The organism is Amphritea sp. HPY, assembly GCF_050870985.1.
Classification (GTDB): Bacteria; Pseudomonadota; Gammaproteobacteria; order Pseudomonadales; family Balneatricaceae; genus Amphritea.
In genome coordinates, this window is the sequence record NZ_CP194015.1 from 153,402 (window position 1) to 180,226 (window position 26,825).

General features: G+C 50.2%; 23 protein-coding genes. 19 read left to right on the top strand and 4 right to left on the bottom strand.

Annotated elements, in window-relative coordinates; genetic code table 11:
- Positions 1–61 precede the first annotated feature (61 nt).
- The 3 genes from ACQUQM_RS00720 (at position 62) to ACQUQM_RS00730 (ending at position 3,435) form a co-directional block, all read left to right on the top strand.
- Positions 62–1,216: a pyridoxal phosphate-dependent aminotransferase gene (locus ACQUQM_RS00720; RefSeq protein WP_432472562.1), complete on the top strand. Its 1,155-nt coding sequence runs from the start codon at positions 62–64 to the stop codon at positions 1,214–1,216.
- On the top strand, positions 1,204–1,983 hold the full coding sequence (locus tag ACQUQM_RS00725) for an amidohydrolase (protein ID WP_432472563.1): 780 nt from the start codon (positions 1,204–1,206) through the stop codon (positions 1,981–1,983). Before ACQUQM_RS00720 ends, ACQUQM_RS00725 begins: the two co-directional genes overlap by 13 nt.
- 240 nt (positions 1,984–2,223) lie before the next feature.
- Complete coding sequence (locus ACQUQM_RS00730; RefSeq protein WP_432472564.1) at positions 2,224–3,435, top strand: multidrug effflux MFS transporter; 1,212 nt, start codon at positions 2,224–2,226, stop codon at positions 3,433–3,435.
- A gap of 33 nt (positions 3,436–3,468) precedes the next feature.
- On the opposite strand, the gene ACQUQM_RS00735 is transcribed toward ACQUQM_RS00730, so the two are convergent.
- Entirely contained in the window at positions 3,469–3,960 is a 492-nt protein-coding gene (locus ACQUQM_RS00735) for a hypothetical protein (protein ID WP_432472565.1), read from the bottom strand.
- Positions 3,961–4,191: 231 nt separating this feature from the next.
- Between ACQUQM_RS00735 and ACQUQM_RS00740 the strand changes: the two genes are divergently transcribed.
- The 6 genes from ACQUQM_RS00740 to ACQUQM_RS00765 all read left to right on the top strand — a co-directional run bounded on the left by ACQUQM_RS00740 (position 4,192) and on the right by ACQUQM_RS00765 (position 10,744).
- Complete coding sequence (locus ACQUQM_RS00740) at positions 4,192–4,551, top strand: hypothetical protein (RefSeq protein WP_432472566.1); 360 nt, start codon at positions 4,192–4,194, stop codon at positions 4,549–4,551.
- 211 nt (positions 4,552–4,762) lie between these two features.
- Positions 4,763–5,284, top strand: coding sequence for a hypothetical protein (locus ACQUQM_RS00745; RefSeq protein ID WP_432472567.1), 522 nt, complete (start codon positions 4,763–4,765; stop codon positions 5,282–5,284).
- 235 nt (positions 5,285–5,519) lie between these two features.
- A complete protein-coding gene (locus ACQUQM_RS00750; RefSeq protein WP_432472568.1) occupies positions 5,520–5,921 on the top strand; it encodes a phnA protein in 402 nt (133 codons plus the stop codon).
- A gap of 112 nt (positions 5,922–6,033) precedes the next feature.
- Positions 6,034–6,891 (top strand): hypothetical protein, encoded by an 858-nt coding sequence (locus ACQUQM_RS00755; protein WP_432472569.1) that lies wholly within the window; start codon positions 6,034–6,036, stop codon positions 6,889–6,891.
- A 254-nt stretch (positions 6,892–7,145) separates the two neighbouring features.
- On the top strand, positions 7,146–9,785 hold the full coding sequence (gene hrpB / locus ACQUQM_RS00760; protein WP_432472570.1) for an ATP-dependent helicase HrpB: 2,640 nt from the start codon (positions 7,146–7,148) through the stop codon (positions 9,783–9,785).
- Between the two features lie 281 nt (positions 9,786–10,066).
- Positions 10,067–10,744 carry a haloacid dehalogenase type II gene (locus ACQUQM_RS00765; protein ID WP_432472571.1) on the top strand — a complete coding sequence of 226 codons (678 nt, stop codon included), beginning with the start codon at positions 10,067–10,069 and terminating at the stop codon, positions 10,742–10,744.
- A gap of 296 nt (positions 10,745–11,040) precedes the next feature.
- Here the strand turns inward: ACQUQM_RS00765 and ACQUQM_RS00770 are convergent, their stop codons facing one another.
- Positions 11,041–11,721 carry a pirin family protein gene (locus ACQUQM_RS00770; protein ID WP_432472572.1) on the bottom strand — a complete coding sequence of 227 codons (681 nt, stop codon included), beginning with the start codon at positions 11,719–11,721 and terminating at the stop codon, positions 11,041–11,043.
- Between the two features lie 195 nt (positions 11,722–11,916).
- On the opposite strand from ACQUQM_RS00770, the gene ACQUQM_RS00775 reads away from it, so the two are divergent.
- Positions 11,917–12,666: a sulfite exporter TauE/SafE family protein gene (locus ACQUQM_RS00775; RefSeq protein WP_432472573.1), complete on the top strand. Its 750-nt coding sequence runs from the start codon at positions 11,917–11,919 to the stop codon at positions 12,664–12,666.
- A 15-nt stretch (positions 12,667–12,681) separates the two neighbouring features.
- Here ACQUQM_RS00775 and ACQUQM_RS00780 read toward each other — a convergent pair whose 3' ends face one another.
- Positions 12,682–13,518 (bottom strand): pirin family protein, encoded by an 837-nt coding sequence (locus tag ACQUQM_RS00780; protein WP_432472574.1) that lies wholly within the window; start codon positions 13,516–13,518, stop codon positions 12,682–12,684.
- 190 nt (positions 13,519–13,708) lie between these two features.
- Between ACQUQM_RS00780 and ACQUQM_RS00785 the strand changes: the two genes are divergently transcribed.
- The 4 genes from ACQUQM_RS00785 (at position 13,709) to ACQUQM_RS00800 (ending at position 17,783) form a co-directional block, all read left to right on the top strand.
- Positions 13,709–14,623 carry a LysR family transcriptional regulator gene (locus ACQUQM_RS00785; RefSeq protein ID WP_432472576.1) on the top strand — a complete coding sequence of 305 codons (915 nt, stop codon included), beginning with the start codon at positions 13,709–13,711 and terminating at the stop codon, positions 14,621–14,623.
- Positions 14,624–14,696: 73 nt separating this feature from the next.
- Positions 14,697–15,083, top strand: a complete 387-nt coding sequence (locus ACQUQM_RS00790; RefSeq protein WP_432472577.1) for a DoxX family protein — start codon at positions 14,697–14,699, stop codon at positions 15,081–15,083.
- A 66-nt stretch (positions 15,084–15,149) separates the two neighbouring features.
- The gene (locus ACQUQM_RS00795) at positions 15,150–16,157 is read left to right on the top strand and encodes a glutathione S-transferase family protein (protein WP_432472578.1); all 1,008 of its coding nucleotides are present in this window, start codon (positions 15,150–15,152) and stop codon (positions 16,155–16,157) included.
- Positions 16,158–16,799: 642 nt separating this feature from the next.
- The gene (locus ACQUQM_RS00800) at positions 16,800–17,783 is read left to right on the top strand and encodes a phytoene/squalene synthase family protein (protein WP_432472580.1); all 984 of its coding nucleotides are present in this window, start codon (positions 16,800–16,802) and stop codon (positions 17,781–17,783) included.
- A 101-nt stretch (positions 17,784–17,884) separates the two neighbouring features.
- Here the strand turns inward: ACQUQM_RS00800 and ACQUQM_RS00805 are convergent, their stop codons facing one another.
- Positions 17,885–18,751: a prephenate dehydratase gene (locus ACQUQM_RS00805; protein ID WP_432472581.1), complete on the bottom strand. Its 867-nt coding sequence runs from the start codon at positions 18,749–18,751 to the stop codon at positions 17,885–17,887.
- Between the two features lie 123 nt (positions 18,752–18,874).
- On the opposite strand from ACQUQM_RS00805, the gene trmH reads away from it, so the two are divergent.
- The 5 genes from trmH to ACQUQM_RS00830 all read left to right on the top strand — a co-directional run bounded on the left by trmH (position 18,875) and on the right by ACQUQM_RS00830 (position 26,754).
- Positions 18,875–19,573, top strand: coding sequence for a tRNA (guanosine(18)-2'-O)-methyltransferase TrmH (trmH, locus tag ACQUQM_RS00810; protein ID WP_432472582.1), 699 nt, complete (start codon positions 18,875–18,877; stop codon positions 19,571–19,573).
- A 54-nt stretch (positions 19,574–19,627) separates the two neighbouring features.
- Entirely contained in the window at positions 19,628–21,706 is a 2,079-nt protein-coding gene (locus ACQUQM_RS00815; RefSeq protein ID WP_432472584.1) for a sensor histidine kinase, read from the top strand.
- Positions 21,706–23,088 carry a sigma-54-dependent transcriptional regulator gene (locus tag ACQUQM_RS00820; protein WP_432472585.1) on the top strand — a complete coding sequence of 461 codons (1,383 nt, stop codon included), beginning with the start codon at positions 21,706–21,708 and terminating at the stop codon, positions 23,086–23,088. The genes ACQUQM_RS00815 and ACQUQM_RS00820 overlap by 1 nt, the downstream gene beginning before the upstream one ends.
- Before the next feature lie 361 nt (positions 23,089–23,449).
- Complete coding sequence (locus tag ACQUQM_RS00825; protein ID WP_432472586.1) at positions 23,450–24,511, top strand: TAXI family TRAP transporter solute-binding subunit; 1,062 nt, start codon at positions 23,450–23,452, stop codon at positions 24,509–24,511.
- A gap of 92 nt (positions 24,512–24,603) precedes the next feature.
- The gene (locus ACQUQM_RS00830; protein ID WP_432472588.1) at positions 24,604–26,754 is read left to right on the top strand and encodes a TRAP transporter permease; all 2,151 of its coding nucleotides are present in this window, start codon (positions 24,604–24,606) and stop codon (positions 26,752–26,754) included.
- The last annotated feature ends 71 nt before the right edge of the window (positions 26,755–26,825 follow it).

The following is a 26,825-nucleotide window of genomic DNA, read 5'->3' on the forward strand; positions in this document are numbered from 1 at the left end:
AGCCTCATAGCTATTAATTCTCTGGTCCATTAAGTATCAGAGAAAAGGATCTCTCATCTCCATGCGATACCCGGAAACAAAATTACCTAAAGTCGGCACGACTATTTTTACTGAGATGTCGCAGTTGGCAGCAGAACATGGTGCTATTAACCTGTCTCAGGGCTTCCCAGACTTTGACGGCCCGCTGGCATTGCTGGACCGGGTCACTTATTACCTGGAAAACGGCGCTAATCAATATGCACCGATGATCGGTGTACCTTCACTGCGCAATGCTATCGCGGTGAAAGCCGAGCGGTTGTACAGCTGTCAGGTTAATGTCGATACTGAGGTCACGGTGACTTCAGGTGCAACTGAAGCGTTGTTTGCGGCTATCAGTTCGGTGGTCACCCCGGGCGATGAGGTGATAGTGTTTGACCCGGCCTATGACAGTTATGAACCGGCGATCGAGCTGAATGGCGGTAAAACGGTTCACCTGGCGCTGCAGGCTCCCGATTTTGCGATCGACTGGTCGCAGGTCGCTACGGCGATGACTGACCGCACCCGGATGATTGTGATTAACTCGCCGCATAACCCAACCGGATCGGTGTTGTCTGAATCTGATCTGGATCAGCTGGAGGCTTTGCTAAAAAGAACGGATATTCTGCTGCTCAGCGATGAGGTGTATGAGCATATCTGTTTCGATGGTGAGCACCAGAGTATGTTGCGCCGCCCGGAACTGGCAAAGCGAGCTTTCGTTGTATCGTCCTTTGGCAAGACCTTTCATACCACCGGCTGGAAAGTAGGCTACTGTATTGCGCCTGAACCGCTTACCCGTGAGTTCCGCAAGTTACACCAGTATCTGACATTCTGCACGGTACATCCGATTCAGCTGGCTCTGGCAGATTTCATGAATGATTTTCCAGAACACTATCTGGAGTTACCCGCATTCTATCAACAGAAGCGGGACCTGTTCTGCCAGCTGATGGCGGGTAGCCGCTTCAAATTTGTACCGGCTGATGGTACCTATTTTCAGTTGATGGATTACTCAGGTATAAGCGAACACTCAGCGAAGAGTGATGTTGAATTTGCCCGCTGGCTGACGAGCGAAGTGGGTGTTGCTGCTATACCAATTTCTGTGTTCTATGAAACGGCACCGGAACAGAAACTGGTTCGTTTCTGTTTTGCGAAAGATGACGCAACACTGAAACGGGCAGCGGAAAAATTATGCAAGATCTGACACTTACTCTGATCCAGCCGGATATGCTTTGGCAGAGTCCGGCTGAAAACCGGCAGATGTATGCTGAACTGATGGACCGGCATGCCACACAAACTGAGCTGGTGGTTCTGCCTGAAATGTTTAGCACCGGCTTTACCATGGATAGCCGTACTGCCGCTGAACCGATGGGCGGGGTGACCTGTCAGTGGTTACAACAGCAGGCACGGGATCGGGGGATTGCCATCTGCGGCAGTATCGCGATAACCGAGAACGGTGAGTTCTATAACCGGATGATCTGGACCTATCCGGATGGGCGCCAGATTCACTACGATAAGCGGCATCTGTTCCGTATGGCAGGTGAGCATGAACGCTATCAGTCCGGTAGTGAACGGGTGGTGGTTGAATATAACGGTTGGAAGATTCTGCTCCAGGTTTGTTATGACCTGCGTTTTCCTGTATTTTCCCGCAGTCGAAATGACTATGACCTGGCCCTCTATGTGGCTAACTGGCCGGCGGCCAGACGCCAGCCCTGGCGTAAACTACTGCAGGCCCGGGCGATTGAAAATCTCTGTTATGTGGCCGGAGTGAATCGGGTCGGCAGCGATGCCAACGGCCTGGATTATAGCGGGGACAGTATGCTGGTGGATTTTAAAGGGGATCTGCTGGTGGATCACCCCCCAGGTGAAGTGTTTTGTGAAACATTGACCCTGTCGGCGTCTGATCTTATTGAATTTAAAAAGAAATTTCCTGCCTGGATGGATGCGGATCAGTTCAGTTATGAAGACTGAGGTAGTTCTGAAAAAGTTCTGAAAAAGTGCTGAGAGAGTGCTGAAATAGTTCAGCGATGGTGCTGTGGCCTGGTACAACTGAAAAGCTAAAGAGCTCCGCTACGATATTTGTTTCATCCGTTTGTTTGTTGGCCATCGTTATGCCAGAGCAATGCGTTATTGATTGTTTCTGACCTGCTGCGTGACTACGTAGCTATTTGATTACTTAACAACTTAAATATTTTATATCAGGTTCTTTATATGACCCACAGAACAGGGCCCGGTGCTACTTCAGCGCCGGGTTTAAAAGAATTTGTTGCCCTGCTGGCGATGATGATATCGCTGGTGGCCGTTTCGATTGATGCGATGTTACCGGCGTTGACCCAGATCGGTTCGGATCTGAATGTGGCAGACAGGAATGACAGCCAGTTGATTATAGGAATATTCTTTGCCGGGCTGGGCATAGGCCAGCTGGCTTATGGGCCGTTGTCCGATAATATAGGCCGCAAGCCAGCCATCTATATCGGGCTGGCTCTGTTTATTCTTGGTACTTTGATTTCGCTGTTCGCGGCTAACTTTGAAATGATGCTGGCGGGGCGATTTTTGCAGGGGCTGGGGGTGGCGGGACCCAGAGTAGTGGCTATTGCTCTGGTCCGGGATCTCTATGTCGGCCGGGCAATGGCCCGGGTGATGTCGTTTGTTATGACAGTGTTTATCCTGGTGCCGGTGCTGGCGCCAGCATTGGGGCAGTTGATTCTTCTGGTGACCGGCTGGCGGGTTATTTTTGTTCTGTTTCTGCTGATGGCGTTGCTTGTGACTTTATGGTTCGCATTGCGCATGCCAGAAACATTGCAGCCGGAAAACCGTCGACCAATGACTCTTACTTTCCTTCTGGCTGCCTGTAAAGAGGTGCTTTGCCATCCTGTAGCGATGGGCTATACCCTGGTTTCGGGGCTGGTGTTCGGTGCTTTTATGGGCTATCTCAACTCAGCCCAACCGATTCTCCAGGATCAGTACGCACTGGGCGGACAGTTCCCTCTTTATTTCGGTGGGCTGGCGGCAGCAATCGGCGTTTCGACTATTACCAATGCCCGATTAGTTGGGCGCTTCGGTATGCGCCTGCTATCGATCATCGCGCTCGGAGAAATTACTCTGGTGTCATTGATATTTATGGCGGTAGCAGTTTACTTCTCGGGCCATCCGCCACTCTGGTCTCTGATGCTCTACCTGCTGCTGGTGTTTTTTTCTGTCGGTCTGTTGTTTGGTAACCTAAGCGCTCTGGCGATGGAACCATTGGGCCATATTGCCGGTATCGGGGCGGGACTGGTCAGCTCCCTGTCGACCCTGATCGCGCTTATTCCCGGAGTGCTTATCGGTCAGCTGTTTGATGGTACAGTGATGCCGTTGGTGATCGGGTATCTGATCCTGATGCCGCTGGCGTTAATTATCTGTATCCGGCTATATCGCCATTAATAATCTTGTTATTCAGGGGCTCGCTGTCAGGCGTTAATTGAGACAGCGGCGTAGCTTCTTCAGACAGCTGTCTGTTTCGTCCAGGCAATCCTGATACCCGTCGAATCCGCCATAGTTGTGGCTATGGCGTTTGATTGCGTTTATCGAGTTGATCAGGTTGCCTGAGATTGGCCAGAAACCGGGGTGATCTCCTTTTACCAGCTCGATAAGGCGGTAATGCACGGAGAGTAAAAAATGCAGTTCCAGATCTTCCCGGCCTCCCTTGCTACAGCATTCAGCAAGATGATGACCTGCGATCATAAACCGATCAATATGATTTAATTCAGTGTCGCTACCGATCAGTTTCTTTTCAATTACCAGCCATTCTGCAGCTTCGTAGCTGCATCCCAGATATCGAAAAGCTTTGCCCCATTGCTGTTGTTCAAATAGTGCAGAGCCTTGCTGCATCCATTCATTCCAGATGGCGGCAACCTGGAGTTCATTATTCAGAAGCTGTTGACGGTGGCCGTCACATAGAAAGCGCATATTGATATCCATAAATGCAAATGAGAATGGTTATCATATGCGTTGCTGTGTCATTGTCAAGATTAACCTTTTATCGGGGAGGCCCGGTCTGTAACCAGATTGGGCAAAGACGGCAGGACAGTTTTCATTTTTATCCTAGAATGGAAGCTACACCTGTTTTTGTAATCTTTGTATGTTGTGAGTGACGCGCATTTTCAGGCCTTATCGGGTAAACGATATTTGGAGTTAATCATGAGAGAGTTCCGGTTTCTCGCCACGATTATTTTTCTGTTCTGTTGCAGCGCTCAGGCTGAGGATGCATTGCGCTGTGTGAGTGTTGGGCAGGGGGACCGCTCTCAGACACTGAATAACACCTGCGATTTTGACGTTGAAGTACTCTGGTGCCATGACCGTTCTGATACGGGATATAAGCGCAGCCTGTGCGGTAGTAATGGTCGTTACTATCAGAAACAGGCGGTACTTTCCCCAGGTCAGGTGAAAGAAAATCAATTCTCTCTACCCTTCAACAGTACTATCGTATTTGCTGCCTGCGGCGGCAGTTATTACTCTATTCGTGAGATGGATTCCGGCGGTGGCTATCTCTGTCAATGAGTAGCTCTATCTATCCATCACTGCCTGCGGCGGCATAAGCTCCTTTAATTATCACCTGTTATCAGAAGTGAGTGCCTGCTTCTGGTCTATACTGTGGCAGAGGAGTCTGCACCTGGGTCCTTGTCGCCAGCTATTTGTTCACAAAACACAATACCGACTTATTTGCAGCTTCCCTAACTTAATGTAGGCAGTTACTGCCTGGAGGTTTGTTATGAAGCGTTTAACCTTTCTGGCACCCGACCTGGAGCGGGCGCAAGCAGTCGTAGAGGAGCTTCGAAATATGGATGTCCCTGAGGATATGATGCATGTGGTGGCTGCCGATCATGAGATGTTAGTCAAAGCGCATATCCATGAAGCAACAGAAATGGAAACCTCAGAACTGGAAACCGATTTTGACTGGGGTATTGTTGCCGGAGGCGTATTGGGGCTGATTATCGGCTTTATAACCTATCGGTCGGTTGTGTTTGGCTTTGAGTTTGGCGCTTTGTCGATTTTGGCAATTACCCTCTTTGGTGCATTCCTTGGCGGCTGGGTAGGTAAGGCTATCGGTGAAAGCACGCCGAGTGGCGAGCTGGAAAAATATCAGCATGCCATAGACGCGGGCCAGATTCTGATGATGGTTGATGTCGCAGTGGAGCAGGTACCAGAGATCTATAAAATGGTGCGTAAACATTGCCCTAAAGCGTTGGTCGAGAGCTCCCATCTTTTTCACGATCACCCACTTGCTGCGTAGGCCGTTTTGTCGACAGCCGGTATAGGTAACGGGTGATAGTTAACGGATAGTACCGAGTGAAGGCTGCAGTGAGAGTAACAAAGCAGCCTGAATCAGAAGCTCTTTAAAAGGGCGGTTATAGCAACCGTCTTTTTTATATTTATTTAGCGCTAGAGTTGCAAATAATGTGCTACTGTTTTAATAATTATTTGTTTTGTAAGATATTTTTTAAGGTGTTTTTTTAAGGGCTTAGGTTATGTCTAAAGGTCATGCTAAACATCAGGAGCGGCACCACGGTCTGTCTTTGTTTGGCAAGGACCTGGTGCGGCGTAGTGGTTCTAAATGTGAGCTGTGTGAGTCTTCAGGGGTAAAACTGGGGGTGTTTGAAGTCCCGCCTATAGCCAGTGAACCGGACTTCAATCATTGCATAATGATCTGTGACACTTGTCAGGGGCAGATTGAAAAACCGAAATCGATCGATGCCAGTTACTGGCACTTCCTGGCTTCCTCTATGTGGAGTACAACGCCGGCGGTTAAAGTGTTGTCGGTGGCTATGTTGAAACACCTGTCGGACAATAATGATTGGGCGGTGCAACTGCTTGATCAGGTTTATATGGACGCGGAAGAAGATAGCTGGGCTACTAAGATCGTTATCTGACAGGCTGAGCTTTCGGTCCATCACGCCCTAAGCTGGGTGTATGATTTATTTTCATTTAAGAAGTTTTCCCCGCTGACGATAACCCCGGGACAGATAATATCCCGGAGTCGTTATGTTCAACCCCGTTAATTTCTCCCCGTTGGGCCTGCCTCCTGGTTTTTCAGAGCAAGCTTCAGAGCAGGTTTCGGAGCGCGCGCAGCCTTTTACCAATAACGGGCATTCCCGGTCTGAAGAGTTAAGCCGCGAGGCTGTTGTTTCATCTGCAAGCCGTATTGATAGTCGGGAGCGGTTTCAAAATGCTGAAAGCTTCTCGTTGAGTCTGCAGACCCGCGATGGTGATACGGTGACGATTGAGTTTAGTAGTGACACGAATATCCATTCCCGCTATAGCGCTACTAATAATGTGAAGAATGATGGTCGCTCAAGTGCTATGAGCTACAGCATCGATCGCCAGCACAGCAGTGAGTTTGGTTTTACTGTGCAAGGTGACCTTGATGTTGACGAGGTCGATGCTATCGCCACATTAGTGCAGGATCTTTCACAGCTTGCCGATGAGTTTTTTAATGGTGATCTGCAATCCTCAATGGATCTGCTTAGCGGTATCCATTTTGATAGCTCTCAGCTGGCGGCGATGGATTTCTCGATGCAGCAGACGCAAAGTTACTCCGCTATTTCTACCTATCAGCAAGTTCAGTCGATGGGTCAGCCACCAACCCCCGACAACAGGGCGCTGCAGGCTTATGGTCAACAGCTGCTGGAGCAGTTCAGCAAGGCTGATTTGCAGCTTGAACAAGCCAAAGAGGTAACTATGTCGCTGATGCTTAATCTGGTGCAGGTTGATACACGCTTTTCTCAGAGTTCAATGCCAGAACAGGCTTCACTGTTAGAGAATATAGAGGCTTTAGAACAACTAATTACCCAGTTTGGGTACGGTCAGGCTCAATTTGGGGAGCGTGGGGCTGAACACTGAGCTATGCTGAGTGCAACCTCATTGGAGCAGTAAGAGTCTTCGGGACTGTGATGTTTGAGTGATCTTTGATCGTTGTTTACGCCGCATCTGATGCGGCGTTTTTTTTTGCCCGCTGCCAGCCTCTGCCCTGATACAATAAACCACCACATTCACTACAATTCTCAGTTAACCATGATTACCCTGCTTGTTTCTGACGTTACTGCCTCTGCCCTGATACAATAAACCACCTCATTTAATACAGTTCTCAGTTAACCATGATCACCCTGCCTGTTTCTGAAGTTATAGATCAGCTTCGTTGTGCGCTCAGCATGGCTGATGAAGCGGTCCTTGAAGCCCCTCCCGGCGCTGGTAAAACCACTTTAGTACCCTTAAAACTGTTGCATGAAGGCTGGCTTGAAGGCCAGAAGATACTGATGCTGGAGCCGCGGCGATTAGCGGCACGTATGGCTGCTGGTCGCATGGCTCAATTGCTTAACGAGGCGGTCGGAGAAACGGTTGGCTATCGGGTGCGGATGGACTCAAAAGTCGGGCCGCAGACCCGTATCGAAGTTGTTACTGAAGGTATTCTGACCCGGATGTTGCAGCAGGATCCTGCTTTAGAGGGGGTCGGACTGGTCATTTTTGATGAGTTCCATGAGCGGAGCCTCGATGCAGATTTTGGCCTGGCGCTGGCGTTGCAGGGGCGAGAACTTTTTCGTGAAGAGCAACCGCTGAAACTGCTGTTGATGTCGGCAACACTGGACAGTGCCGTGGTGGAAAAACTGCTGCCAGACGCGCCGGTTGTACGCTGTGAGGGGCGAATGTATCCGGTTGCGGTGAAATACCTGGGGCCGGTAAAACCCGATCAGAGACTGGAGCAACGGATCGCCCGGGCGGTCATGCAGGGGCTGGAAGAGGAGAGTGGCAGCCTGCTGGTTTTTTTACCGGGGCAGCGGGAGATCCGGGCAGTCGCTCAGGTGCTGTCGCAATGCCTGCCTGACAAGGTAAAGATTACGCCGTTGTATGGTGATCTGACTATCGATCAGCAGCAACAGGCAATTCAGCCGGCCGAGAACGGCTGGCGTAAAATTGTACTGGCCACCAATATTGCTGAAACCAGCCTGACAATTGAGGGCGTCCGGGTCGTGATCGATGCCGGCCTGAGCCGGGAATCGAGGCTTGATCCGGCGTCCGGCATGAGTCGCTTACATACCCGCAAGCTTTCCCGTGCGGCGAGTATCCAGCGTATGGGACGGGCCGGGCGGATGGAGCCGGGTTGCTGTTACCGGCTCTGGTCAGAAAGTCAGCAGGAACAGCTGGCGCCTTACACCGATCCGGAAATTCTCAATGCCGATCTGGCCCCTCTGGCCTTGCAACTGGCGCGTTGGGGAGTTGATGACCCGGCAGAGTTGAGCTGGCTTAATCTGCCACCTACCGGTGCTCTGAGCCAGGCGCGTGAACTATTGCTGCGCTTAGGCGCTCTGGAAATGACCGGGGCAAGTGGCTATAAACTGACGGATATTGGTGCCCTGGAAATGGCCGGATCTAGTGGCTATAAACTGACGGATAATGGCACTCTGAAAATGACCGGGGCAAGTGGTTATAAACTGACGGATAATGGCGCGATGATGGCGGATCTACCGCTGCACCCGCGGCTGTCGCATATGCTTTTGATCGGCTGGCAAACCGGCTTTACGCAACTGGCCTGTCAGATCGCGGCATTGCTTTCTGAGCGGGATCCATTGACTGGAGATGCCGATCTGAGCCGTCGCATCGCCTGGATTAAAGGGGAGTTGACGTGCAGTAACAGGGATCGCCCCACGCTGTCCCGGATACGTCAGCTGAGTAAACAGTTTAAACGGAATGCAGAGCGTCGTTTACAAAAGGTAGCGCAGAAATCGATCAGCTTGAATGAAAGTCAGGCGGTGGCAATGCTGCTGGCACAGGCCTATCCGGACCGTATCGCTTCACGCCGTAGTGAAGGGACTGATTATCGCCTGAGTAATGGCCGGGCGGTACGATTAAATCAGGGTGATGCTTTACAGAAAAGTGATTGGCTGGCGGTGGCCAATAGCGGAGGACAACACGGGCAGAGTTCTGATCGGGTATTTCTTGCTGCCGCACTGGATGGCGGGTTATTCAGTAACGCGTTGCGTGATCTGACGACTACCGAGGAGGTTGTGGCCTGGGACAGTAAAACAGACCGGATGCTCTGTGAACGACAGCGACGAATAGGCGTGTTGGTTATTGAACGCAAAGCGATGCAGAATATCCCGGTAGAAGCTAAGTGCCGGGCGTTGATCACCATGATCAGGAAGCAGGGCCTTGGCATACTGCCCTGGAATGATGCTATTAACCTCTGGCGACAGCGATTGGCGTTTCTGCGCCGGGCTGAGTTGGAAGCAGGCACCGCAGATAGCGATTGCCGCTGGCCGGATTTTTCTGACAGCGCTTTGCTCGGTTCGCTGGAGCACTGGCTAGGACCCTATCTTGCCCCGGTAAATCATATTAATCATTTTGCCAGACTCGATCTGAACAGCATTTTGCAGGGCATGCTGGAGTGGCCATTACCCCGAGATCTGGATAAGCTGGCCCCGGAACGGATTCAATTGCCGACCGGTAACCGGACACGGATCGATTATAGTGAGTATCCACCGGTACTCGCGGTCAAGCTGCAGGAGATGTTCGGCTGTGTCGACACGCCGACTATCGGTAACGGTGTCGCTCTGAAAATTCACCTGTTGTCCCCGGCCCGCCGGCCGCTGCAGGTAACTCAGGATCTGGCTAGCTTCTGGGCCAACAGTTACCGCGAAGTGCAGAAAGATATGAAAGGGCGCTATCCTAAGCATCCATGGCCGGATAATCCGCTTGAGGCGCAACCATCAGCCGGAATCAAGCGAAAAAAACACAATTGAGTCGGGCTGAGGGGTAAAATTTTTCAAGTCAGCAGTGATAAGGTTGTACTAAGCTTTCAGTACTCTGAGCAAGTCAGAGATTTATTAGCCTCAATAACTTGGGGCCACCAAAAGAAGAAGATACTTCGCATGCCACATGTAGCCCCGCCAGCGCGGGGCTTTCTTCGTTTTGGGCCTGTCTAGCGACTTAAACTGTATTGCCTCCCCGCTATTAAAGCTCCATAGTCCTAAGAAAGCAGTGCAAAGAAATATCAAATAGAAAATATAAAAAGGAGTCTGCGATGCCCGGTTCTACTATTGCCTTTGATGTGTATGGCACCCTGGTTGACCCATTGGAGATGGGACTGCATCTGCAGGGGATGGTGGGTGAAAAAGCCGATGACCTGTCGCGCCTGTGGCGTGAAAAACAGCTGGAGTATGCGTTTCGACGTGGTCTGATGCAGCGTTATGAGCCTTTCAGTGTTTGTACTCTGCAGGCGCTTGATTATGCCTTGTCGGTGTTGCAGTTACGGCTTAGTGAGGAACAGATTCAATTCCTCATGGCACAGTATCAGCAGCTTGATGCTTATGCAGACGTTATTCCCGGTATCGAGTCGCTTAACGCTCAGGGCTATCAGTGCGTCGCTTTCTCTAACGGTCCGGCAGTAAAGGTCCGTGAATTGCTGGAAAATGCTCAGGTGTTGGAACATCTCAGTGACGTAGTCAGTGTCGATGAAATCAAGACCTATAAACCCAATCCGGTTGTATATGAGCATCTGGTTCAGCGCACGGGCTGCAGCAGTGAGAATACCTGGTTGATATCCAGTAATGCCTGGGATGTGATGGGAGCCAAGAGTGCCGGCTTGAACGCGGCATGGATACAGCGAAGTGACAGTGCAGTATTCGATCCCTGGGGGATTGAACCTGACCTGATCGTTCAGAATGTGCAACAATTAGCGGAAAAAATAGGCCGAATCTGATATTTATGTCAAATAAAAGATACAAGTTATTGATTGTTTGTTGCAGTGCGGAATTTGTGGATAAAAAAGACCCGGCTGTTTCCGGGTCATAAATAATAGCCAAATCAGTGGCTCAAAAAGCAAAGTGCTATATCAATATAGCTAGTTTTTGCTGCAATGCAATATAATTTTTGTAAAGCTATGTGGGTCGTAGGTATTTGTCTGGTTATTTGCCGAGGCATGTCGTTCCTGACAAACCTGCACAGGATTCAGAAACAGCTCTGGCGAGGCGTAAATTCAGGTCTCCAGTGGTCAGTTTATGGCAGAGCGAAATACAGTATTTCTGCCCGGCCTAAACTGCGTAAGGAGAGGAATTGCTCGTCCTCGATTATTGCGCCATCGCCTGGTTGCAGATAGCTACCATTCAGTTCAACTTCACCTTTTAAGACATGTAAAAAGCCATTGTCGCTTGCCGGTAAGCCTCGCGAGGTATTGTTCAGTTTCAATTGATAGAGAAAGAGTTGTTGTCTGATCTGTAAGGAGTTATCCCGCCCATCGGGTGAGATAAGCAGGGTTGCGCCATCTTTCAACTTGATACGGGTTGATTGATAGCCTGGCTCCGTAGCGATCTGGTCCGGCACTATCCAGAACTGGAGCAGATTCAGGTTTTTATCCGCTGAGGGGTTTTGCTCACTGTATTCAGCTCCGCTGCCTGTACTGAGTAGCTGGATACTGCGGGCGGGAAGCAGTGTCTGATTGCCCAGTGAATCCTTGTGCAGGGTCTGGCCATCCAGAATATAACTGATGATCTCCATATCCTGCTGTTTGATCGGATCGAGACTTGCACCCGGAGATAACAGGTCATCATTGGCGACCCTCAGTTCGGATATGCCCATCTGTTGCGGGTCAAAGTAACTACCGAAAGAAAATGTGTGGCGGGATTCAAGCCAGCCAAAGTGGGCATATCCACGATCAGCGTTACGTCTTATCTTTATCATGACAGAGCCGTGTTATCTGAGAAGCAGACTTATTTTGTACCTGTTACCGGACAAAGAGTAAAGGAAGTTGCGAACAAGTCCCTTACGCCTCTGGCTTTCAGAGAATATATTGGACTTATTGGCACCTTCCTAAACAAAACAGGAAATTAAGAAGGTATTATTGTTGCCCGGCTTTGGCATCAAACGGAACATTATGTGGAACTAATACAAAGTTTTGACCTTGCATTCTGGCTTCTTGCTGCCTTCGGCGTGCTGCTAATGGGTATTTCAAAATCAGGCTTTGCCGGCGGTGTCGGAGTGATTACTGTGCCATTGATGTCGATCTATATCGGGCCGATCCAGGCTGCGGCGATAATGCTGCCCTTGCTGATTCTGATGGACATCTTCAGCGTCAGGGCCTGGTGGCGCTATAAGCGTACTGACCTGTTGCAGCATATGTTGCCCGGTGCCGTGCTGGGTATTTTTATAGGCTATCTGCTGTTCGATTACCTGAATGATGACATTCTGCGGGTACTGCTTGGGTTTTTGTCGATCTCATTTGCGTTGTGGGGATTATTGAAGGGTGCCCAGCTGGGGCGTTTTACTTCACCCAGAGTTGGTCAGGTTGCCGGCACTGTTGCTGGGTTTACCAGTTTTCTCGCCCACGCCGGTGGTCCGCCGATGAATTTTTATCTGTTACCGCTGAAGCTGCCGCGCGAGCAGTTCCTCGGTACCGCGGTGGTGTTTCTGGCGGCGGTTAACTTCGTCAAACTGTTCGCCTATTCAGCGCTGGGACAGATCAATACGGAAAACCTTACCCTTGGCCTGGTGCTGGCCCCGGTTGCCTGGATCGGAATACGGCTCGGCCTGATCATTCAGAAGCGACTGAATGATCAACTGTTCTACCGTATTATCCTCATAATGCTATTAATAGTCGGCACCAAGCTGCTCATAGATGGTATCTGAATAGTTTGTTTTGGCTTAGTCTGTCAGAATACCTTGCTGGTAATCGCTGATGGCCTGTTCGATCTCTTGTTGCGTATTCATAACGAACGGACCGTAATGGGCGACAGGTTCACCCAGAGGAATACCGCTGAGTAGCAGTACGCCAGCGGACGGGCTGCTCAGACTAAGCTCTTGCTGATCGGTTACTTTGACCATGCTTTGCACAGAAACCGCTTTACCATCCACAGTGATTTCTCCCTCATATACGTAGATCAGAAGTGTCTTACTATTCAGGTCGTCGATCATCAGCTCGGTGCCAGCAGACAGGCGTAAGTCAGCAACAGCAGCGTTGCCAGGTAAGGACTGCAGTGGGCCCTGATAACGTGTGCCGGAAATATCAAAATGACCCGCCATCACTTTAATTTCAATGTTATCGTTGTCGTTTCCCAGTGGTTGCCATGGCAGTTCAGATTGTTTCAGATCCCGATAATCTGCCGCTTTCATTTTGTCTGCAGCGGGTAGATTGATCCAGAGTTGAAAACCATGCATAAAGCCATCTTTCTGCAGCGGCATCTCTGAGTGAATGACGCCGCGCCCGGCGGACATCCACTGTGATTCGCCGCTACTGATTTCACCCCGGTTGCCCATATGGTCCTGGTGAACAAAGCCGCCGTTACGCATATAGGTCAGGGTTTCTATGCCTCGGTGTGGGTGGGATGGAAAGCCTGCACCATAATCATCGGGGTTGTCAGAGCGGATTTCGTCCAGCATCAGAAATGGGTCCAGAGCGTTGTTCTGAAAGCCGTGGGTACGTTGTATTTTAACGCCGGCGCCGTCAGAAGATGGATGGCTTGGGATAACCTTGATGGGCATGAATACTCTCCTCTACGGCATACAGGCCGCTATATAAGTCACTTTGATATCCATATTATTCTTTTTAATCGAAATAAAAATCGGTATATATCGGCTATTCTTTTCTAAAAAATAGAATGAATGTCGACTTGCCCGGTCGTGTCAGTCTTTAAATAGCGGTGATCTTTATGAAAGTAACCTTGGAGCTGTTATGAAAGTAACATTAGAACAATGGCGTATGCTCAAGGCGGTGGTTGACCATGGCGGTTTTGCCCATGCTGCGGACGCGGTACATAAAAGCCAGTCCAGCATTAACCATGCGATTCATAAGATGGAGGGATTACTCGGGGTAAAACTGCTCGAAGTGCGAGGTCGTAAGGCTTTCCTCACCGATGCCGGAGATCTGCTGTTACGCCGAGCAGAGCGCCTGCTGGAGAGTGCAAGTGGTATCGATGCCCTGGCGGCCAGCTTACAGCAGGGGAATGAGCCGGAGATTGCGCTGGCGATCGATCAGACCTTTCCTGCTGATTACATCACCGAAGTGCTGGTGCAGTTTGCCCAGGATTATCCCAACACCCGGATTCAGCTGCATGAAACGGTTTTATCCGGTGCAGCAGAGGCGTTGATTCAGGGACAGGTTGATCTGGCGATTGCCGGTTCCGGCGTGTCACATTTCCTAGCCGAGCCTCTGTTCGGCATCGACTTTGTCGCGGTGGCGAGTCCCGCGCATCCTTTAATACAGTCAGCTGACAAGGTGAACATTGATGACCTGATTAACTACCGCCAGCTGGTGACCCGGGATTCCGCCCGGGACCAGAATATTGATTCCGGCTGGCTGGAGGCGGAAGAGCGCTGGACGGTCAGTAATATCGCAACGTCAGTCGACATGATACGGCGCGGGGTAGGATTTGCCTGGTTGCCGGTGACCCGGATTCAGGACCTGCTGCAAAAGGGGGAGCTGGTGCCACTGCCGCTGGAGAATGGTGGTGTCAGAAGTATGATGCTGCAGCTTTACTATGCGCAACACGACCGTTGTGGTCCGGGTGTGCGTCACTTGGCGGAGCTGCTGCATCGTTATGCAAAAGAAGATAGTTCTAATTATACGAATGTTATGAGCGATTATTAGTAATTTTTTATCTAAAAAATAGAAACTAATATGGAGGCATTGAGTAACAACACAACATTGAGGTTTTAACACTATGAACTATTCAGCGACTCTTTCTCTGCTTGCGCGAATTGGACTGGCGTCCATCTTTATTATGGCGGGTCTCAACAAAATTGGCGGTTACGAAGGTACTGCCGGCTATATGGAAAGTATGGGCGTGCCCAGTATCCTTCTTCCAGCTGTTATAGCGTTGGAAGTGCTCGGCGGTATCGCTATTGTAGCTGGTTTCCTGACCCGTCTTGCAGCCTTTGGTCTGGCTGTATTCTCACTCGCTGCTGCGCTGCTGTTTCACTTAAACTTCGCAGATCAGATGCAGTTCATCCTGTTCTGGAAAAATATCGCTATCGCCGGTGGCTTCATGCTGTTGATGGCAAGCGGGGCGGGAGCTTTTAGTGTCGATGCCAGAATGGGCCGCAGTTGAAGCTATTGAGCTTACAGCCTTTTAACTTTATAGAGCTTGATACAAACAATTGCTGAGGATTCCAGTATGGGTTTATTGATCAACGGCCAGTGGCATGACCAGTGGTATGACACAAAGAATGATAATGGTGAATTCGTTCGTGAACACGCCGGCTTCAGGAATTGGATTACGCCTGATGGAGAGGCGGGGCCGAGCGGTGAAGCGGGTTTTAAAGCTGAAGCCGGACGCTACCATCTGTATGTATCACTGGCCTGTCCGTGGGCCCATCGCACCCTGATATTTCGTAAACTGCTTGGGCTTGAGGCGTTGATTTCGGTATCGGTGGTCAGCTCATTGATGCTCGATCAGGGTTGGTCATTTGATCAGAAAAACGGTCCCGAGGATGATCAGCAAACAGGCTCCAGCGGTGACCATCTGTACGGCTCTGAGTTTATGCACCAGATCTATACCCGGGCGCAACCGGACTACAGTGGCCGGGTCACGGTACCGGTGCTTTGGGATAAGCAACAACAGACCATTGTCAGTAATGAATCATCCGAGATTATCCGGATGTTCAACAGTGCGTTTAACGGTCTTACCGGAAACCAGGCCGATTATTACCCCCTGGAGCTTCAGGAACAGATAGATGAGCTGAACAGCTGGATCTACGACACCATCAATAATGGTGTATACCGGGCCGGATTTGCCACTACCCAGGAAGCTTACGAGCATAATGTCAAAGACCTGTTCGCCAGCCTTAACCGTTTAGAAGGCATTCTGTCGGAGAATCGATATCTCACCGGCCGGCAGCCGACAGAAGCTGACTGGCGCCTGTTTACCACTTTGATCCGGTTTGATGCGGTCTATCACGGACACTTCAAATGTAATCTGAAACAGCTCAGAGAATACCCGAATATATCCGGTTATATCCGTGAGTTATATCAGATACCCGGCGTAGCAGAAACGGTCGATATGCAGCATATAAAAAGCCACTATTATGAAAGTCATTCCATGATCAACCCGACCGGAATAGTACCGCTGGGGCCGGAGCTGGACTTTGATCAGCCGCATGGGCGGGAAAAGCTTCTGGCATAGTCCATAGCTTGCCCGCGCCGTTGGCGACGGGCTGGCTCACTTATGCTTAGCTAAAAAATAATCTGAGCTAACGCAAGCATCGGAAAGCAGTACCGATACATATCGTACCTTAACTTGATGCCCCGGCTCAGCGGGTTACCTTGCTGGTGGCAGCTCTGGTGCGCTCAGTTTGGCTGACGTTAGCCAATACGGTAGCCTGGGAATCACTGTTCCGGTGAAATAGAGTTCTTCCCAGGCGCCTGTTTCAGTCTGTTACTTCAAAAGGTACAGACTAAAGAAGCCATTCCGCTTCCATGGTGGCATTACTCGAGTTCCCTAACCCAGAATCCATCTTCTTGTTGCTGCTCGTTAAGCCAGTTTCGGGTGAGATGAAGTGCTGTTGAAATTTCCTAAGTAGTGAACTATTACTCGGTAAACACTCTCCGGTGTCGGCATGCGCATGTGATTCCCTTCACATTATTTTTTTCATGTCATTGTAACCAGAGGGAAGGAAAACTAATATGAAGGGCGTTTTTTGTTCTGGTTAAAACAACTGAATCAGCAACATAATTTCTAAAGAGTTCCTCGGGATGGGAAATGCCTAAGCCTAAATTCTGTCAGAACAATACAATAAGTGATGCATTAGTATTTCAGAAATCAATTTTGAATTATGTATCAAGATCGTTTGCGCTCACTATTCCACAGTTACCCGGTGAACTTGAGACCCCCATAGCGAATGCCTACTTATGGTGTCGTGTTGTCGATACGGTTGAAGATGATCCCGGTATCAGCCTGGATTCTAAGAAAGCATTTTTCATTCGGATTAATGATGTGCTTCATGGCCGGGCCTGTTCCGGGGAAGTGGCTACTGAGATTACTCCGGTGCTTTCTGATTCGACACCCGCTGCTGAGCGGGAACTGATAGAGAAGCTGGCATTGATCGATGCGGTGTATAAAAGCCTGCCAGTCAGTCAGCAACGGTGCATTCAGTCCTGCGTCGATACTATGACGCAAGGCATGCTGGATTTCTGTGATAATAGCGGGGCCGGATTGGACACTATGGCGGACCTGCAACGTTACTGTTATTGCGTAGCAGGCGTTGTTGGTGAATTACTGACGGAGTTATTCTGTGACTTTTCGCCGGACATTGAAGAGCATCGTCCGTTGCTTGAAAAATACAGTGTTGCTTTTGGTGAAGGGTTGCAGTTAACCAATATCATTAAAGATGTCTGGGTCGATCAACAGCGGGATTGCTGCTGGTTGCCCCGGGATATCTTCAGTAGCGGAGGTTACGATCTGCAGCAGCTGGCACCTGACTATAAAGCACAGGAGTTTAAGACCTGCATAGACCGACTTATTAGCGAGGCGATGGCAAGGCTTAATGAAGCTTTGACCTACACCTTACTGATCCCGCCAGAACATAAAGGTATTCGAGTGTTTTGTCTCTGGGCTGTCGGAATGGCGGTTGCGACACTGGCAAAGATTCAACGCTCCCCTGAGTATTACCAGGGGCAGCAGGTAAAAATATCCCGTCGTTATGCCGTGTTTATAATGAAAAGTACCTCTCTGGCCGCGGGCAATGATTATCTGATTAAAATGCTGATCAAAGGCTTTAGCCGGGGCGTTTCGGATACTAAAAGGTCGTAAAGTACTGGCGGGCATTTGGACCTGAAAAAAACAAACTGGGTAAATTGCAGAAGTTTTTCCAGGTCCTGCTGGTAAGTGGCGCTCTGGCTCGCGTAACGAGTCTATTCAGGCAGTGGTCTGTTCTGGGCCCGGAACGGGTGGGCTTTGTAAGTGCCCAGGTTGCGCATCTCTTTAGCGAAGAACCCCAGCTCCTGCAGAGCGTATTGCATCATGCGGTCGTCTGGATGGCCCTCGACATCAAGGTGGAAGCTACTGCCCTTTGGTACGCCGCTGCCCATATAACTTTCCAGCTTCACCATGTTGATGCCGTTGGTGGCAAAACCCCCCAGTGCCTTGTATAGCGCTGCCGGAATGTTGCGCACGGTGAACATCAGGGAGGTGATGTACAGCTCATCTTCAATTAAAGGCGGAATGCCACCTTCTTTGGACAGGATCAGGAAGCGGGTAGTGTTGCCGTTTACGTCCTGGAAGTTGTCTTGCAGAATCTCCAGATCATATAGCTCTGCCGCCAGACTGGAAGCGATAGCCGCGTGTGTTGGATCGGGTGCCTGTGATAGTTCATAGGCTGATCCGGCGGTGTCTAATCCGGCAATCTGTTCCAGCCCCAACTCTTTAATGTGAGTATCACACTGGGCCAGCGCCTGGGGGTGGGATGAGATGGTTTTCAATTGTTCGATGCTGCTGCCTTTGAGGCCCAGCAGGCAATGATTTACCGGCTCGAAATGCTCCCCGATGATATGTAGCTGGGTTTTCGGCATCAGGCGGTAGATCTCTTCAACCCGGCCTGCGGTTGAATTTTCCAGCGGAATCATCGCCAGTCTGGCTTCACCACGTTCGACCATAAACATCGCATCGACAAAAGATTCACAGGCAAATGCCTCCATTTCAGGGTAAACCTGACGGCAGGACAGGTGTGAATAGGCGCCTTCGAGGCCCTGGTATGCGATGATGTTCGGTGATGTGGACATGATCTTTCCGGTTACACAGTGATGATTTTGAGGGCTGATTATGTCACAGTTTTTTGGTGAGTGAGTGAGGCGTATGAATTTTTCCGTTAAGATTGCGACACAATTTCAGTATAGAGCAGAGAAATGACGCCGGAACGCACAGCTAAACTTATCCAGACCCTGAACCAACGCCAGCCAGATCTGGCCCTGATTACCGATCAGGTCCATAAACCCCGCAATATTGCTGCGCTGGTACGAACCTGTGATGCGGTGGGTATTCCCCGTATTCATACGGTGACGCCTAAGGAGGGCTACCAGTTTAACGGCACTACAAGAGGCAGCGATCGCTGGGTAAAGACCCTGAATCATGCCTGTTGTGGCGATGCCGTTGCCAGGGTTAAGTCAGAGGGTATGAAAGTGTATGCCGCGCACTTCTCAGAGCGCGCTATTGATTACCGGGATGTCGACTATACCACCCCTTGTGCGATCCTGATGGGGGCGGAAAAGGATGGCGTGAGTGATGCTGCCGCTGATCTGGCGGATGAGCATATTCTGATTCCGATGATGGGTATGGTGGGTTCGCTGAACGTATCTACCGCCGCCGGTATTATTCTGGTGGAGGCTCAGAACCAACGCTTAAAAGCGGGAATGTATGAGCAGTCGCGGCTCAATTCGCAGGAATATACTGATACTCTGTTTGAGTGGGGCTTTCCTGATCTGGTGAGTTTTTGTCGCAACAAGGGGCTGGAATATCCGTTGTTGAATGATGCACTGGAACTGGTTGATGCGCCGGCCTGGTATCAGGCGGTCAGGGATGGTAGCGCGGCAAAAAGAATCTGGTAGTCTGATCTACAGAGCTGCAACAGACCTGCTACAAAACTACAGCGGAGCTGAATCGTGAAGTCCCAGCGAATATTTCCTGTTATCGTTTTGATCACTGTGATCTCACTGCTGTTAACCCTGCAGGTGGGGAAGTATGCCCGTGACTGGTCCCTGAGCCAGCTGAAAGAACAGGGCGAGGATCGTCTGCTCGACATTATCAGCCAGGTGCGGTCTGAGCTGGCTGAATATAAGTATCTGCCATTCCTTATTTCGCAAAATCGTGATGTCGCTTCTCTGTTACTTGATCCGAGGCCGGATAAGATCGCGGCAGTCAGTCTTTATCTGGAGCAAACTAACCTTGTTGCCGGAACCACTGCGCTGTTTGTACTCGATGCGGCCGGGCAGGCTAAGGCATTCAGTCACTGGCGCGACCAGCAGGACTTCTATCTGGAATCACACATCGGAGCCCCTTATTTTGAACAGGCGCGTCAGGGGCTGCAGGGGCTGTTTGTCGCGCTGCCCGACCGGGATTCAGTCGGTTCATTCTACTTATCCGCGCCGATCTATAATCGAAATCGTCTGTCTGGCGTAGCGACAGTGCGTATCAATCTGGATCTGTTGCAACCGGCTCTGGCGCAAAGTGGTCAATATATTTTCAGCCAGGATAATACCGTGTTACTGGCCAGTGAACCCCGTTGGGCGTTGCAATCCTTCGATCAGGTGGTTATTGGTACTGCACAGCAGGAGTTGAATGATGGCTCGGTGATCAGCTTGAATCAGCTGGATGACGGCATTACAGTGATGATGCAGAGCGTGTCGCTTGATGATCTGGGGTGGCAGGTTACGGTGATTAACGATCTTTCTGAAGTGAATCGGATCGGGCGCAACGCCAGGATCTCGACGCTGGCAGCCTGTATCGCTTTATCACTGTTGTTTCTGTTTCTCAGGGAGCGTCAGTTGAAGAACCAGTCCAGAGAGGAGACCCGTCTGGCGTTGGAACGTAACGAGGCGCAGCAGCGTAATATTATCAACACCGCCCATGTCGGTATGATCACTCTGGATTGTAATGGCGATATTCTGTTTATCAATCCGATGGCGATGCAACAGTTTGGCGTATCGATGCCAAGGGTGCTGGGAATTAATATCTCTGCGCTGATCGCAGCCGAAGTTTATGACGGGATATTGAAGAAGGTAATGGGGCGCTTGGGCAGTAAAGGTTTTGCCCCTGTTACAGCACTGGAAACTGTTGGCGCACGCTCAGATAAAACTGAATTTCCGATGCTTTTCTCGATAAAGCAGATGAGCCGTATGCCTGAACCTGTCTACCTGGTAACGGTGATCGATATCACTCCGCGCAAACGCCTGGAAAAAGCCTTGCAGCTGGCCAATGATCAGCTGGAGAATAAAGTGCAGCAGCGGACTCTGGCGCTGAAAGAGGCTCAGGATGAGCTGGTGCAGGCGGAGAAGATGGCGGCGTTGGGCCGTATGTCTACGGCGGTGGTGCATGAATTAAACCAGCCGTTGACTGCACTGCGAACCTATATATCGATCTGTCGGCAGTTAATTATCCGGCAGGATACCGCACAGCTGGACAGCAACCTGCAGCTGATCAATGATCTCACAGATCGAATGGCGGTGATCACCCAGCAGTTGAAGACCTTTGCTTATAAGAAACCAGCCCATCTGGCGCCGGTAGATCCTCTGCAATCACTGGAGCAGGTTATTGCGTTATTCCGTGGCCGGTTACAGGAATACGATATTCAGCTGCAGTTTGACCGGCCGCAGCAGGGAGCTGCGGTCAGGGCTGACTCGGCAAGGCTGGAACAGATTTTTGTTAACCTGATCAGCAACGCCTGTGATGCGTTGGCGGGGGATGAAAAACCGCATTTGTACATCGCTGCAGAGGTTAGTGGGGAGCAGTTGAAGATAACGCTAAAGGACAATGGTGCCGGTATTACCAAGGAAGATCAGCAGCACCTGTTTGAGCCTTTCTTTACCACTAAGAATATAGGTGAGGGGTTGGGCCTGGGTTTATCGATAGTGCGATCAATTTTGCAGGATCTGAATGGCGATATCAGTGTCGTCAGCCGTCCGGGAGAGACCTGCTTTACTGTTATATTGCCGTTATACACTGAATCTGGAGAGATAACCTGATGAGAGGAACTGTGCTGCTGGTGGACGATGATCCGATGATTCGCCAGTCAACCGAACAGTGGCTGAAGATGGCGAACTTCGAGGTCATTGTCTGCGATCGGGCCGAAGCCGCACTTAGCTATCTGGATGAACAGTTTGCCGGGGTACTGGTCAGTGATGTAAAGATGCCGGGTATGGATGGTCTGGAGCTGATGAGCCGGGCCCGGCAACAGATTGCTGAGTTGCCGGTAATCCTGATTACCGGGCATGGCGATGTGGATATGGCGATCGGTGCGATGCGAGATGGCGCCTACGACTTTATCGAAAAACCCTTTAACCCGGAACGGCTGGTCGAGACTATCAGCCGGGCCTGTGAAAAACGTCAGCTGACGCTGGAAAACTATCGTCTGCAACAGAATCTGGCATCCCGGACCGGCATCGACAGTAAGATCATCGGTATCTCGCCTTCAATACAGAAGCTGCGTCGTGACTTGCTGAAATGTGCGGCCCTCAATACGAATGTCATTATTTATGGTGAGACCGGAACCGGTAAGGAACTGGTTGCGCAGTGCTTACATGAATTTAGTGCCCGGGCCGAGTGCAATTTTGTGCCGATTAACTGTGGCGCTATCCCTGAATCGCTGATTGAAAGCGAGTTGTTCGGGCATGAGGCTGGCGCATTTACCGGTGCGATCAAAAAAAGAATCGGTAAATTTGAATACGCCGATGGCGGTACGCTGCTGTTGGATGAAATTGAAAGTATGCCGGCGCAACTGCAGGTGAAAATTTTACGTAGCCTGCAGGAAGGTGTTATCGAACCTCTTGGATCAAACCGTCAGGTTCCTGTTGATCTGAGAATTGTCGCGGCCTCAAAAGTAGATCTGGCAGTAGAAGATAATTTCCGCCAGGATCTTTATTACCGGCTAAATGTTTCCAGCCTTTATCTGCCGCCGTTACGGGAAAGACAAGAGGATATTCCATTACTGTTTGAACACTATGCCCGCCAGGCGGCCGCTCAGCACGAGAAGTCCTTGCGGCGTATTACCGATCAGGATATTCGTAACCTGCAACAATTCCAGTGGCCCGGTAATGTCAGGGAACTTAAAAATATCGCAGTGCGTTATGCGTTGGACGGTAGCTTGCCGGTTGCCGATATTCTGTTTCCCCAGGCTAATACCTATAACCCGGATCTGTCATCCGATCTGCAATCCGATACCAGCTTATCTCTGTCGGCACAGGTTGCCAATTTCGAGTACAAAGTGATCTGCCAAGCGTTACGCAAGCATCGCGGGAGTATGAAGGCGGTGATGGATATGCTGGATCTGCCACGCCGTACCTTGAATCAGAAGATGGTCAAGTATGATATTAACCGGACTGATTTTATGGATGGAGAGGACACTTAAGAGAAGGGCGAATGGAGGCAGACTGAGATGAGCAAAAAATTGCTGATAGCTTTTATTGTCCTGTTTTCATCGATCCATACCGTTAAAATCCAGGGTATGTATTGGGTTGGTTGGTTGTTTTTTAACCTGCGGTGAGCGTTAAGATCTGAAAAGACACAGGAATGAGCAGTTTTTTGCTTATTGTTTTAGTCGGGAATCGGCTGATTCTTGCTTATGAGTGATGGCTGGCTTCTATTTATTTTTAAATTTTGTATTAATATTCAATGAGTTAAGTGTTTTGTTCAATGTTGGTATTACCTTTGCTTTATAGGATGTAGTTAAAAAAAAAGTAAAAACAAAAAGCATCAGAGAAGGTAACAATATGACTAGCAGTAAGCGTACTCTCACAAAAGGTTCCGTTTTTAAAAGTCTTACAATCAAGAGTCTTGGTATTGCTGTGGCGCTAAGCAGTGCTATTGGTACTGCCGGGTTGGCGCAGGCTGATGAAAAACGCTCCTATATCCTGGCAACGGCATCCACGGGTGGCACTTATTATCCGGTTGGTGTTGCACTGGCTACGCTGACTAAAGTGAAGCTGGAGCCAAAATATAAGATGTCACTGTCAGCGATAAACTCTGCCGGGTCAGGTGAGAACGTCAAAATGTTGGGTGAGAATGAAGCCCAGTTTGCGATTCTACAAGGGCTTTATGGTGCCTGGGCTTGGAACGGGGAGGGAGCTCTGAAGGCTTCCGGTGCGCAGAAGCATCTGCGTTCAGTATCTATGTTGTGGCAAAATGTAGAGCAGTTTGCGGTGAAATCTGAGTATGTCAAAACCGGTACTGTTGCTGACCTGAAAGGGATGGCGGGTGATAAGTTCTCCATCGGTAAGAAAAACTCCGGTACGGAAGGTTCTGGTCGCCAGGTACTGGGCGGTTTAGGTATTGATGCTGATGGCTTTGATCTGGCTTATATGGGATACGGCCCGAGTGCTGATGCCCTGCAAAACGGTACTATTAATGGAATGAACATCCCTTCCGGAGTGCCAACTTCTGCAGTGACCCGTGCCTATGCTGCACTGGGCAGTGATATGACGGTGCTGGATTTTACCGATGAACAGATAGCAAAGGCGAACGGTAAGTATCAGCTGTGGACCCGCTATACTATTCCGGCGAATACTTACCCAGGTCAGACAAAAGAGATCAATACAATGGCGCAGCCAAACTTCCTGGCGGTGCGTGATGATCTGTCAGAAGAAGATGTTTATCTGCTGACCAAAACTATCTATGAAAACCTGTCCTTCCTGAACGGTATCCATAAAGCGACTAAAGCGATGGCTCTGGAAAAGGCGATTGCCGGTCTGCCGGTACCGTTGCATCCTGGAGCAGCTCGCTTCTACAAAGAAGCTGGCCTGAATATTCCTGCGCACCTGATCGCGGCTAAATAATACCCGGCTCCTCCCCCCGAGGAGCCTGCGGGCTCCTCATCTATTGACCTCGATCTTTAATTCGCCACCACTGTTATTACTGGGATGCTGTTATGAGTACTACTTCGGTTAATGCCGATCAGGATACGGCAGAAAAATTAAAAAGCCTGGAGCTGTCTCAGCGCCCGGAAAAATCATTAGCCGGGCGCTTTATCTACTGGCTTGGCGTCGCCTTTGCCCTGGTGCATATCTACTTTAATACTCTGGGTACGCTGCCTGAACTATGGGTATCGGCGATTCACTTTGGTGGTTTCGCGCTGATCTGCTCACTGATGGTGCCTATGTGCCGCTGTCAAACGGCCGCAGGCAGGCAGTTAACCTTGCTACTGGATGTTTTGATCGGCATTGCAGCAGTATTTTGCGCCCTGTATCTGATCGGATTTGAGGACGCGTTGTATGAGCGTGGCGTTAAATTTGTTCAATTGGACTGGGTGTTTGCACTCTGTGCGATCTTTATTGCACTGGAGATGGCACGTCGCACTACTGGCTGGTTCATTCCGGTGATGATCATAACTGCTTTGACCTATGTCTTCTGGTGGGGCCAGTACCTCGATGGCGTGTTTGGTTTTCCGGGGCTGAGTCTTGAGACGGTACTGTTCCGTAGTTATTTTTCGCCTGAGGGAATGTTCGGCTCGATCGCCCGTATCTCCTGGACCTTTGTCTTCATGTTTATCCTGTTCGGTGCCTTCCTGGTGAAATCCGGTGCGGGTGATTTTATTATTGAGCTGTCCCGTTGCGCGGCCGGTCGTTTTGTTGGTGGCCCTGGCTTTGTCGCGGTGCTTGGCTCGGGTTTGATGGGGTCGGTATCGGGTTCATCCGTCGCCAATACCGTGTCTACCGGTGTCATTACTATTCCATTGATGCGCAAGGCGGGGTTCCCGGCTAAATTCGCCGCGGGTGTGGAAGCGGCAGCCTCTACCGGTGGTCAGCTGATGCCTCCGGTGATGGGAGCAGGTGCCTTTATCATGGCCTCTTATACCCAGATACCTTACGTCGATATTATCGCTATTGCTGCGCTACCTGCGTTGCTGTATTTCTTGTCTGTTGGTTTCTTCGTCCGTGTCGAAGCGATGCGTAGTCATGCGCATACGGTGGAACTGGATTCCCGTTCAATCGGTGAAGTATTTAAAGATGGCTGGCATTATCTGTTGCCAATAGTGGTGTTAGTAGCGTTGCTGATTTATGGCTTTACACCGACCTATGCTGCCGGTTTATCGATAATCTCAGTCGTCGTTGCCTCATGGTTGTCGAAACACCCGATGGGGCTGCGTGATATCTTCGATTCTCTGGCACAGGGGTCAAAGAATATGGCAACCACGGCAATGCTACTGGTCGCAGTCGGACTGGTCGTGAATGTGGTGGCGATGACCGGTATTGGTAATACCTTCTCTCTGATGGTGACGGACTGGGCCGGCGGCAGTCTGCTTATAACCTTGCTGCTGATCGCGCTGGCGTCGTTGATTCTGGGTATGGGTTTGCCTGTAACCGCTTCGTATATTGTCCTGGCAACTCTGTCTGCCCCAGCGCTGTATAGCCTTATCGCTGAAATACAGTTGGTAGGTATGATGGTTGCCGGTACCTTGCCTGAGGCGGCGCAAACTATCTTCCTGTTGGTTGATGCAGAAAAAGCTGCTCTGTTAGCTGCACCTATGACTGAAGTTGATGCGCAACAATTGCTGGCATTGGTACCTGGCGACTTTAAACACCAGTTGCTAGAAATGGCGATTAGTTCTGAAGTCTTAGCCATGACGCTGTTGTCTGCGCATATGATTATCTTCTGGTTGTCTCAGGACAGTAATGTCACACCGCCAGTTTGCCTGACGGCATTTGCCGCGGCCGCTATTGCCAAAACGCCGCCGATGGCTACGGGGTTTATGGCCTGGAAGGTCGCAAAAGGCTTGTATATCGTGCCGGTCCTATTCGCGTATACCAACTTTATTGGCGGTACCACCACGGAAGTCCTTTCAGTATTCTTCTTCTCACTGTTTGGTATCTATGGGCTGGTGGGCTTTATGGAAGGCTATCTGGAGAGCAAGCTGAACCTGGTACTCAGGCTGCTTTCTGGCATCGCCGGGATGTTGATGTTGTGGCCGCATAATGAGTTGCTGATCAGTTTTGCCGGATTAGCAGTGTTTGTCGTTATCTTTGCTTATAGCCGGAAGAATCTGAAAGCTGAGTCCGCTGGCGAACTGGTGCATAGCTGATAAATCGAAGCAAAGGTCTTTCGCTCCGATAGCTGGCGCAAAACCATAGCGACACCTATTAAGCCGGAACT